Genomic DNA, 11,510 nt, shown 5'->3' on the forward strand with positions numbered 1-11,510 from the left:
CGGCGTGAGCGTGATCTTCGTCAGACTAGTCGATTGCGACAGTCCACGCAAAAGGCGCCGCCTAGACGTCAGACCGACCGGTAGCGTCAGGGGTTGCGGGATTCCGTTGCCTGTAGACCGGAGAAATAGGCCTGGCTCATGCGATAGATCGCTTCCGGACGTCCCGCCCTGCGGTTGTTCCTTACGCCGCACTCTTCAACGAATCCACGCTCTTTCAAGTGCTTCAGCAGACGTCGGGCGCTTCTCGGCGCAAAGCTGTAACCATTGGCGAGCTCGGTCGCGGTGAACCCGCGCGGATCAAGCGTGCGGAAGACCGTCGCGAGCCTGCGCACAATGACCGGGGAGATGTTCAGCTCCTTGGCCAGGCCCAAATCGGCTTGGCGGTCCTCGCGATTCTGCTCGGGATCGATCGTCTCGAAAATGAAAGCGGTGTCGCCCGCCTCGACGAAGCGCTCCGGAAAATGGATGGCGCGCTGCTGGGCTTGCCTCGCCAGCGTCTCGGCCTGCTCTGCGCTCGTGCCAAATCCCACTCCGAGGGTCATGCGAACGTCACCGCGCGGGCCGCCGGACAGGAGCTCGGGTTTCAGCCGGGTTTCGATCGCGTTCCGGGTCGCGACCAGGATGCTGCCGTCTTCCACCTCACGGATGATGTGACTGTCCAGCAGCGCCGCCAACTCGCGCGCCGCCTTGGCGACCATCCGCCTCGGAACGGGTCGGGACGCCGCGCCATCGCGTTGGGAAACGAAACACACCGCCGTCTGGGATGCTTCCGCCTGAGTGAGATCGTGGCGCAGCTTCGCTTTTAGAAGAGCTTGGCGAATCGATGATCTCGAATGATCGATGCGGATGACGTGAACGTTGGCACGCGAGAGTTGATCGAAAACGCCGCGAATGCAGGTCGCGCAGCAATCCACAGCTCCCTCGCTGAACATCGACCGATGCGTCGCAACGATCCGGTCAATGTCGATGGTTTTGTCGGGGTCATCGGCCTCGAGCGGGATAATACGATAGTCATCACGAAGATCGAGCTCATCGTAGGCCTCTTCGACGTCCGATCTTGTCACCGTGTCGAAACTGAATCTCGGAACGCGGCCGACCTTGTCGCTCCGCAGTGCGGCGATCGCCAAAGTCCTGAACAGATCTGCGCCGCCATGCGGAATGTAGTCGATCAGATCGTGCGGAAGGTCCGCTGCCAGAGCCATCCGGTACGGCAAGCGACCGCTGAACAGAATGACGGAACACAGCGAGAGAAGAGGCCGGGCTAGGCGCGGAGCATCTGCTGCATCGCTGTAGCTTCTCGGAATGATGCTCGATGCCAAGCCGACAGTGGCCGCCACACGTTCGATTTGCGCCACACTATCCTGGGGGCCAACCACTCCAATCATGATGATGCATCCGTTGTAGGCAAATCAGCAGAATGTGCAGCTGGGTCTGTAATACGTCCATAATGTCCGTAATACGACCGTAATTTAGCTTGACGATGGAGGCGAGTGACCGTAATGGGACCGTAAATATGTTTACTGGGGAAGCATCGATGACCGGTTCTGTCGGAGCGTTTGGCCCTGTCGATGACCAGATCGTGCTGGATCGGCGTGAGCTGCACCGGATCGCCGAGCCGGGCTGGTGCGAAATATTCACGGCCAGCAAGATCGTCGGTGCCCTTCATTCGCTCGGCTTCACCGTGCGCAGCGGCTCGGAGGTCATTGCGGCGGATGGACGGCTCGGCTTGCCGTCGCGCCAGGAACTCGATTTTTTCTTCGATCGCGCGCTGCGGCTCGGCGCGGCCCCCGAAGCCGCCGAGAGGTTTCGAGATGGGTTTACGGGCGTCGTTGGTCGCCTGAAATGTGCTGCCGGAGGGCCTGTCGTCGCGTTTCGCTTCGATATCGACGCCAACTACGGCGACGAACTGCAAAGCGGAGATCATCGACCCGCGCGCGAGGGTTTCGCCTCGAGCCATGCCGGCACGCACCATAATTGCGGACATGACGGGCATACCGCGTTGGGCCTGAGCCTTGCCCGCTTTTGTGCCGCAACAGCGTGCGACCTGGCGGGGGAGTTGCGTCTGATCTTTCAGCCGGCAGAAGAAGGGTTGCGTGGTGCGAGTGCCATGGTGGCAGCCGGAGTCCTGGATGACGTCGACTATTTCGTCGGCTGCCACCTCGGAGTCCAGGCCCGTCAGGTCGGCGAAATCGTGTCCGGCTACCGGGACATCCTTGGAAGCATCAAGATCGACGCCGAGTTTTCGGGGGAAGGCGCGCATGCTGCCATTTCTCCTCATTGCGGAAAGAATGCCCTGATGGCTGCTTGCGTCGCTGGCCAGAATCTCATGGCCATCCCTCGCCATGGGGCGGGGGATACACGGATCAACGTTGGCCGAATCGTTGGCGGGGAATCCCGAAACACCGTGCCCAGTAAAGCTCGTGTCGAATTCGAGATCCGCTCGGATACGCCGGAAGCCCTCGAATACCTTCGGAAAGCCGCGGATCGCATTCTTGGTGCGGCCGCTGACATGCACGGCGTCACGCACCGGGTGAACGTCGTGGGACGGGCAAGCGCGGCGAGCAGCGATCCCGGACTGGCGCAGCTCGTTCGTCGGGCCGCAGAGGAAATGCCGTCGGTCCACACGATCCGAGATGGCGTCGCATTCAGGGGAAGCGACGATGCAACGGAAATGATGAGGCGCGTTCAGCAGCAAGGCGGCCAAGCCGTCTACTTCGGAATTGGAACGAGTTTGAACGCTGTCCATCACAACCCCGGTTTTGACTTCGATGAAGCAGCGCTGCCGCTCGGGGCCGAGATCCTTCAGCGCGTAGCGCTTCGCCTGCTGGCTGAAGGCGCACGCAAAAACCGGTGAGTTCGAAGCATCAAATTGTCCGTTGCCGATCGGCAGCGAGAGAGATCGATATTCACGGGGGAGCTCAAATGCTTGTAGAAACGCGACCGACCAGCCACGACAGCCTGGGCAGGCGAGCCCGGGGCCCGTGGAAAGAGCTGTTTGCGGCGAGTATCGGCAATGCTCTGGAGTTCTACGATCTCCTGATCTACGGCTATTTTTCCGTCGTCATCGGCAAGCTGTTTTTTCCGGCGGCGGACAGTGCGACATCGTTGCTGCTGAGCGTGGGGACCTTTGGAATATCGTATCTGGCCCGCCCGTTCGGCGCGATTGTGCTTGGAGCTTACACAGACCGGGCCGGCCGCAAGGCGTCTCTCACGCTCTCGATTTCGATCATGATGATCGGCACCGCCATCATCACGTTTGCGCCGACCTATGCCCAGGTCGGCATTGTTTCCCCTCTGATCGTCATCACGGCGCGTTTGCTCCAGGGCTTCTCGACCGGGGGAGAGTTTGGCGCCGCGACCGCGTTCATGGTTGAACATTCCTCGCCTGGCCGGCGGGGCTTTTTCGCGAGCTGGCAGTCATCGACGCAGGGGTTGGCTACAGTCGTTGCCGCGGGCGTCAGCGCCCTGCTGAGCGCCATGCTGACGGAAGGGCAATTGACCGACTGGGGGTGGCGCCTTGCGTTTGGCTTTGGACTTATGATTGGACCGGTCGGCATGTATATCCGCAACCAGATCGACGAAACGCCGGAGTTTCGTGAAGTCGCCGCCGCCCGCGAGACGCGAACGCCCTTGCGCGACCTGATTGCCGGCGACAGCTCCGGTCTGCTGCTTGGTATCTGCATCATCGCGGGCATCACCGGCTTCAACTACGTTCACAAGCTTTACATGCCGACATATTCCACGACGCAACTTCAGATACCCCAGACGTCCTCGTTCGTCGGTGCGATGATCACGGGTCTTACGCTGATGATCGCCGCGCCCATCTTCGGCGGGCTGTCGGACAGGTTTGGCCGGGTGCGGATCCTGGCGATCGCGCTCGCAGCCGCCGGCGCGACCTCCTACCCGCTGTTCTGGGTGCTGAACGCTTTCCCCTCGGCTGGCACTCTTCTTGGCGTTCAAGCCGTGGTCGGGCTCCTGATCGCCGCCTCGCTCGGTCCCGCTCCGGCGCTTCTATCCGAGATATTCCCCACAAAGATACGGGGGAGCGGATTGGCCGTAAGCTACAATGTTTCTGTCACCCTGTTTGGCGGATTTGCTCCGCTTATCGTCACGGCGCTTATTTCGGTCACCGGCAACAAAATGGCGCCGAGCTTTTACGTCATCGCGACCAGCGTGCTCAGCCTGATCGCGATCAGCTGCTTGAGCCGCCGGCGCCGAAGCGGACGCCACATTGGCAAGTGACCTCATGCCATCGCCAATGCGTCGCGCGCGATCGCGGCAAAACCCGGTGCGAACGAGAGTCCCCTACCGCAGCGGCTTCTTCAGCAGCGAGAAGCGGTCCGGGTCGAGCCCCATCGAGGGCTGCAGCATCGGCGCTTCGGTGGGGGTGAGCGTCCTGGCGGGCGGGGCGGAGAACACCGGGTCGTTCGGCGTGTCGCGCTGCGAGGTGGCGCCGCGCCAGCGTTCGAGCACCGCACCGACAAAATGCATGTCGTGACCTGACGTGATCGACGGCACGCTCGCGATGGTGGCTTCGCCGCGCGGCAATTGGTGCGGCGGCACCTCCTTGAAGCGCAGGCGGGTCGGCAGCGCGACGCCTTCGCCGAACGCCAGCACCTCGCGGGTGCCGAGCGAGGGCACGAAGGACAAGAGGTTTGCGGCGGCGTCCGACACGGCGGCGCGCAGCAGGGCCTGGTCGCGGTCGTTGGCAAGACGCATCGTGAACAGCGTGTTGCACTGGGAGATGATGGTGGCGTCGAGCTCGGCCGGGCGCTGGGTGATCAGGCCGAGATAGACGCCGTATTTACGGCCTTCCTTGGCAATGCGCGACACCGCCTTGCGGGTCGGCCCGAAGCCGATGTTGCGATCGGCGGCGGCGTAGCGATGGGCTTCCTCGCAGACGAACAGCATCGGCGAGACGCCGTCGCTCCACAGGCCGAAGTCGAAGGCCATGCGGCACAGCACCGAGACGACGGAATCGATGACCTCGGCCGGGAAGCCGGCGAGCTGCATCACCGTCATCGGCTTGCCGTTGGCGGGCAGGCGGAACAGATGGCTGATCACCTCGGCCATGGTGTCGCCGCCGACATTGGCGTTGTCGAACATGAAGGCGTAGCGCGGATCGTTCTTGACGGCTTCGATGCGCGAGATCAGCTTGTGATAGATGATGCGCGAGGAGCGGTTCTCCAGCTTGCCCATGCGCTCGTCGATCAGCGAGATCAGATCGACCAGGCGGTACGGCACCGGCGTGTCCACCGTGAAGCCGATCTGCTTGGGATCGATGCGCTTGAGGCCGAGGCGATCGGCGTTCTGGTACTGGGTGTAGATGCCCTTGGCGATCGGGATCACCTCGGCGAGGACGTCGAGCTCCTCCGGCACGCCGGCGCGGCCGCCGAACAGCACGTCGACGATTTCCTCGAAATTGAACAGCCAGAACGGCAACTTCAGGTTCCGCGGGTTCAGCACCAGCGCGCGGTCGCCGAAGCAGCGGCCATATTCGTTGTGGACGTCGAGCAGGAAGATGCGCAGGTTCGGGCGCGCTTTCAGGATCTCGTTGAGCAGCAGCGACACGCCGGTCGATTTGCCGACGCCGGTCGATCCCAGCACGGCGAAGTGCTTGGACAGCATTTCCTCGATGTCGACATAGGCGACGACGGAGCGGTCCTGCTGCAGGAAGCCGACATTGATCTGGTCCGAGCCGGTCGGCGCGTAGATCGTGCGCAGCTCCTGGCTGGTGATCAGGTCGACGGCATCGCCGATGGTCGGATAATTGGTGACGCCGCGCTGGAATTTGGCCTTGTCGGCGGCGTTGAGGATCTCGCCGAGCAGATCGACCGAGGCGACGGCGATGTAATTGTCGGCGCTCGACAGGTTTTCGCAGGAGACCTCGGTGATCATGGCGACGATGACCGAGCTCGCGCAGCGAATGCTGACGAAGCGGCCGACGGTCGCCCGCACCTCCGAGATCGACAGTTGGTTGGCGGCCAACAGCCCGACCCGGGCGAGCGATCCGCGAACCGAAATCACGCGTCCAAAGGATGTCACGATGGATGAACCTGGCAAGAGCGAGGGGTTTGTTTCCGACTATGCGGGGCCGTCGCTGGACAAACGGTTAAACGGCAGACGCGGCCGCTTCGTTAAATCCGCGACAATTCGGCCAAGAAGTTTGTTTCGATGCATACTTGTGGGCGGAAACGACCGGAAACTGCTGCTTTTCTAGGCCTGCGAGCCGGAACGGGCTTAAGGAAGATTTTACCATTCGGGCACTCTGTCCGCTGTTCGGCGGATGGGCTCCTGTTCGGGCGGGGCGCCTTTCGGGCCGACGGCCAGGGTCTGATTTGTTGACGGGACCTAATGATTTGTACATTAGTACAAATCAAGCCGCAGCTTTGTTGCCGCACTGGGTGAGTGAGCCCCTTCCGGCTCCAAACCGCGATCCGGCGCCGCGGATCGCCAGCTGTGCCAGGAGGACACACCATGCAGCCCGAACCGATCCTCGATCTCGCCCATCTCGGCCACATGGAGCTGCTGACGCCCAAACCCGACGAGAGCCTGAAGTTCTTCGTCGACGTCATGGGCATGACCGTCAGTGGACGGAAGGGCGAGTCGGTCTATTTGCGCGGCTGGGACGATTACGAGCGCTATTCGCTCAAGCTCACGGCGTCGAAGACCTCGGGCATGGAGCACATGGCGCTACGCGCCCGCAGCCAGCAGGCACTGGAGCGCCGCGTTGCCGCGCTAAAAGGTTCCGGCTTCGACATCGGTTGGATCGACGGCGACATGGGGCAGGGGCCGACCTTCCGCTGCCGCGACCCCGACGGCCATATCGTCGAGCTCTATTACGAGACCGAATGGTATCAGGCGCCGCCGGAGCTGAAGCCCGCGCTCAAGAACCAGGCGCAGCGCTTTCCGGCGCGCGGCGTCAACGTTCGCCGGCTCGATCATCTCAACTGCCTCGCCGTCGACATCAAGGCCAACCGCGAGTTCTTCGAAAACTATCTCGGCTGCCGCCTCACCGAGCAGATCGTGCTCAATGACGGCAGGGAAGCCGCGATGTGGCTGACGATGTCGAACAAGAGCTACGACTTTGCCTATTCGCTCGACCATTCCGGCACGCCCGGCCGCTTCCACCACGTCACCTACGCGCTCGACAGCCGCGAGGAGATCCTTCGCGCGGCGGATATCTTCCTGGAGAACGGAATTCACATCGAGACCGGCCCGCACAAGCATGCGATCCAGCAGACCTTCTTCCTCTATGTCTACGAGCCCGGCGGCAACCGCGTCGAGGTCGCCAATGCCGGCGCGCGTCTCATCCTCGCGCCGGACTGGAAGCCGATCGTGTGGACGGAAGAGGAGCGCAAGAAGGGCCAGGCGTGGGGCCTGAAGACGATCGAGTCGTTCCACACCCACGGCACGCCGCCGGTGGAGATGAAGCACGGGTGATCTAGTGTGAGGACGCCCGCACCCGCGCGATTGTCTCGCGCACACCAGCCCAGGCCGGTTTGTCGGGCGCGAACTGCCTACGCAGGAACGCGACGAGCTCCTCGACCTGCGCGTCGCTCATGCTATTCGCAAACGCCGGCATGTAGCCGAGATCGCTCGATGCGGGCTCGGTGATGCCGTGCAGGATCACCCGCACGAGATTGTCCGACGTCGCACTGTGCAGATTGCTGTTGAGCGCAAGCGAGGGGCGGGTGCCGAACAGCGGCAGCCCGCCGACCTCGTGGCAGACGGCGCAGGCGCCCTGATAGAGCCGCGCGCCGGTGGACGAGGCGACGGTGACCTGTGTTGCGGCTTCGAGCTTGGCGGCGCGTGCGGGCGCGTCGGTCGCGCTGTCATTGAACGAGCCGAGATACACCGCCATCGCGCGGATGTCCTGGTCGGGCAGGGCCTTGAGATCCCGCACGATCGGTGCCATCGGGCCGGCGGCGACGCCGTGATAGCGCGAATGGCCGGTGCGCAAATAGGCGAACAGTTCGTCCTCGCTCCACGGGATCGGCGCGTGCGAGAGCGAGGTCAGCGGCGGCGCCTCCCAGCCCTCGGCGAAGCCGCCAGCGAGATAGGCGTTGCGCTGCTCGGCGCCGAGTGCGTTGCGCGGCGAGTGGCAGGCGCTGCAATGGCCGAGGCTCTCGACCAGATAGGCGCCGCGATTCCAGACCTCGGATTTGGCGGGATCAGGCTTGAATTCCCTGGTGTCGTGGAACAACGCATTCCACCCCGCCAGCAGCGGACGGAGGTTAAACGGGAAAGCGAGTTCGTTCGCAGGTGCCGTAGCACGCACCGCGGGCTGCGCCATCAGATAGGCGTACAGCGCCTGCATGTCGGCATCGCTGGTTTTTGAAAAGTGCGTGTAGGGAAAGACGGGATAGAGCTGCCGTCCGTCGCGATGCAAGCCGTCGCGCATCGCCCGTTCGAAGGCGGGATAGGACCAGGCGCCGATGCCCGTGTCGACATCAGGCGTGATATTGGTCGAGTAGATCGTGCCGAACGGCGTCGCAATTCCGCGGCCGCCGGCGTTGAGCACGCCGTTGACCGTGGTGTGGCACTCCGCGCAATTGCCGAGCGCCGCGAGCAGCTCTCCGCGCGCGATCGTCGCCGCGGAATAGACCGATGCATCGGGCCGCGCGATCGGCGCGATGGCGCGGCCGGGCATCAGAGCTGCGCCAACACCAATCGCAGCGCTGCAGACGGCCGCGATCGTTGCAAAGATGCCGGCGCGCTTGGCGAACGGATTTTGCCAAATGCGAGATGGCGGTGGTGTGGCCGGCGCGGGCAAGGCCTGCGGCATGGGCGATGCTTCACCGTACAGGCCTTTCAGGATGCGCTCGGGCGTGAACGGTGGTTCGCGAAAGCGCACGCCGGTGGCATCGAAGATCGCGTTCGCGATCGCCGCTGCGCTCGGAACTGACGCGGATTCGCCGACGCCGAGCGGCGGCTGGTCCTGCCGCGGCAGCATCAGGACGTCGATCTTGGGCACGTCGGGGAAGGGGATGATGGGATAGGCGCCCCATTCGCGCGCCGCCACCGCGCCGCGCTCGAACGAGACCTCCTCCATCAGCGCGCGGCTGGTGGACTGGATGACATTGCCGTGGATTTGGTGGCGTACGCCGTCCGGGTTGATCATCAGACCGGAGTCCTGCCCAGCGACGACACGCGTCACGCTGACGTCGCCGGTGGTCTTGTTCACGGCGACATCAGTGACCCAGGCCGACCACGCCGCGCCATAGCCGGGAAACTTGCTGTGCACATAAAGTGCATAGGCGAAGCCGCGCCCGTGCACGATCTCGCCCTCTTTCTCCTCGCGCACCGGGCGGGGCGTCCAGCCGGCGCGTTCGGCGACCGCGTTGACGAGATCGACGGCGCGCTGGTCTTTCAGATAGCGCAGGCGGTATTCGATGGGATCGACGCCGGCCTCGGTTGCTGCTTCGTCGATATAGGATTCATGCGCAAAGGTGTTCGGCAGCGCCGAGACGCCGCGGAACCAGGACGCGCGCACGATCGGCGCCATGTCGTGGGCGACGACGCGCATGTGGTCGTAGTCGTAAGGCGGGATCGCAGTGCGGTCGCCCATCTGGAGCACGGCGGGCTCGGGCGAGATGCGTCCCGTGAGCAGGAGCGCGAGCGTCGGTGCCGCGTTCGAGGGATAGCGCGTGGCGAGATCGTAAGCCGCGATGCCGCCTCCGGCATCGAGGCCGCCGTTGACGTCGATGAGCTGCGCGGTGCCCTTGGGCTCCCAGGCGTGCTCCTGCTCGCGCGTCAGCTGCACGCGCACGGGCCGGCCGACCGCGCGCGAGAGCAGAAGCGCATCGGCGCTGACGTCATCGGCGCAGTTGCGGCCGTAGCAGCCGGCCGCCTCCAGCCTGATGATTTCGATCTCGCTTTCGGGACGTTCGATCAGCAGCGCGAGATCGCTGCGCAGGACGTGCGGATTCTGCGTGCCGGACCAGACGCGGATATTGCCGTCCTGGAAGTCTGCGACCGAACAGGACGGCCCGATCGAGGCGTGCATCTGATACGGCCAGACGTAGGTACGCTGCATCGGCTTGGCCGCGCCTGATATCGCGGCGTCGACGTCGCCCTTGTCGATCAGCGTGCGCGGCGTCGAGGGATTGGCGCGTAGCGCGGTCTCGACATCGGCGAGATCGGTCAGCTCAGGCGTCGGCTTCCAGCTCAGCCTGAGCTGCTCCGCCGCGCGAATTGCATTTTCCTCGCGCTCGGCGACCACGCCGACGAAGTCGCCGATGCGGACGACGGCGATAAGGCCGGGAATATCGCGCACCGAGGATTCGTCGACCGCGATCAGGCTGGTGCCGACGAACGGGCCGGCATCGACGCCGGCGTAGGGCGGACGCACCACGCGGCCATGCAGCATGCCGGGCAGGCGGATATCATGCACGAAGGTCAGCTCGCCCGTGGCCTTCGCAGGCAGGTCGACGCGCGGCATCGACTGACCGACGATGGCGTAATCGCCGACCGCCTTTACCTCGACGTCATCGGCCAGCTCGAGGCGAATGGTCTCGCAGCCGATCAGCTCGCCATAGCTGACGCTGCGATTGTGGCCGCGCACGAGTCCGTCCTCGATCTTCAGCTCGGAGGCGGGCAGTTCCAGCCGCTCGGCCGCGCGGGCGATCAGGAAGTGGCGCGCTTGCGCCGCCGCCTTGCGCAACGGAACGGCGGTGATCTGGATGGTCTCGCTCGCGATGGTCGCGCCCTGGTTCGGCACTACAGAGGTGTCGCCGAGTACGACGACGACGCGAGCGAACGAGACGTCCAGCTCTTCGGCGACGATCTGGCCGAGCGCGGTGCGGATGCCGGTGCCGAGATCGACATGGCCGTTATAGGCGCTCACCGATCCATCCGCGGTGATCCGCACGAAGGTTTCGGACGTGACCTCGTCCACGGTACGGACGACGACGAGCGAGCCGCGCTCGGCTCCGTTCGAGACAGGGGAGGCCATCAATCACGGGCCTCGGCGAGCTGGCCCGATGCGCGCATCACGGCACGCAGGATTTCGACATGGGTGCCGCAGCGGCAGAGATTGTAGCGGAGCGCCGCGAGCGCCTCCTGCTCCGACGGCTGCGGGTTGATCGCGAGCAACGCCTTGGTGGTCATGATCATGCCGTTGAGGCAGTAGCCGCATTGCGCGGCCTGCTCGTCGATGAAGGCCTGCTGCACCACATCGGGCCTGTCGCGTGTGCCGAGGCCTTCGAGCGTCACGATGTCGCGCCCGGCACAGCCGCCGACCGGAACGACGCAGGAGCGCGCCGCCGCGCCGTCGACCAGGACAGTGCAGGTGCCGCATTCGCCGAGACCGCAACCATATTTCGGGCCGTTGAGCGCGAGGTCGTTGCGCAGCACGTAGAGCAGCGGCGTTTGATGCGCCGCCGTGATCTCGTGGATCCTGCCGTTCACGGTGAGGCGGATCGGTGTCTGCGTCATCCCTGGTCCCAGCGCGCTGTGAATGCCTTCAAATCTGCGTCGCGACGATACCGTTTGTACACAAACGTGCA

The 11,510-nt window shown here is 64.1% G+C and carries 7 protein-coding genes; 3 read left to right on the top strand and 4 right to left on the bottom strand.

All coding sequences use genetic code 11. The annotated features are described in order from the left end of the window. Positions 1 to 86 precede the first annotated feature (86 nt). Positions 87 to 1,355 (bottom strand): hypothetical protein, encoded by a 1,269-nt coding sequence (locus tag HYH08_RS00410; protein WP_220007763.1) that lies wholly within the window; start codon positions 1,353 to 1,355, stop codon positions 87 to 89. Between the two features lie 179 nt (positions 1,356 to 1,534). Here HYH08_RS00410 and HYH08_RS00415 point away from each other — a divergent pair, with 179 nt between their 5' ends. Next, positions 1,535 to 2,854: an amidohydrolase gene (locus HYH08_RS00415; RefSeq protein WP_220007764.1), complete on the top strand. Its 1,320-nt coding sequence runs from the start codon at positions 1,535 to 1,537 to the stop codon at positions 2,852 to 2,854. A gap of 68 nt (positions 2,855 to 2,922) precedes the next feature. Further along, positions 2,923 to 4,242, top strand: a complete 1,320-nt coding sequence (locus tag HYH08_RS00420) for an MFS transporter (RefSeq protein ID WP_220007765.1) — start codon at positions 2,923 to 2,925, stop codon at positions 4,240 to 4,242. Positions 4,243 to 4,305: 63 nt separating this feature from the next. Here the strand turns inward: HYH08_RS00420 and HYH08_RS00425 are convergent, their stop codons facing one another. Next, positions 4,306 to 6,045, bottom strand: a complete 1,740-nt coding sequence (locus HYH08_RS00425) for an ATP-binding protein (RefSeq protein ID WP_220007766.1) — start codon at positions 6,043 to 6,045, stop codon at positions 4,306 to 4,308. Positions 6,046 to 6,477: 432 nt separating this feature from the next. Between HYH08_RS00425 and HYH08_RS00430 the strand changes: the two genes are divergently transcribed. Beyond that, positions 6,478 to 7,443 carry a catechol 2,3-dioxygenase gene (locus HYH08_RS00430; RefSeq protein WP_220007767.1) on the top strand — a complete coding sequence of 322 codons (966 nt, stop codon included), beginning with the start codon at positions 6,478 to 6,480 and terminating at the stop codon, positions 7,441 to 7,443. A gap of 1 nt (position 7,444) precedes the next feature. On the opposite strand, the gene HYH08_RS00435 is transcribed toward HYH08_RS00430, so the two are convergent. Together HYH08_RS00435 and HYH08_RS00440 are read right to left on the bottom strand one after the other, a co-directional pair. Next, complete coding sequence (locus HYH08_RS00435; RefSeq protein ID WP_220007768.1) at positions 7,445 to 10,957, bottom strand: molybdopterin cofactor-binding domain-containing protein; 3,513 nt, start codon at positions 10,955 to 10,957, stop codon at positions 7,445 to 7,447. Further along, a complete protein-coding gene (locus HYH08_RS00440; RefSeq protein WP_220007769.1) occupies positions 10,957 to 11,439 on the bottom strand; it encodes a (2Fe-2S)-binding protein in 483 nt (160 codons plus the stop codon). Before HYH08_RS00440 ends, HYH08_RS00435 begins: the two co-directional genes overlap by 1 nt. Positions 11,440 to 11,510: the final 71 nt, after the last annotated feature.

Source organism: Bradyrhizobium sp. BR 10289 (genome assembly GCF_019455385.1).
In the GTDB taxonomy this organism is placed as follows: Bacteria; Pseudomonadota; Alphaproteobacteria; order Rhizobiales; family Xanthobacteraceae; genus Bradyrhizobium.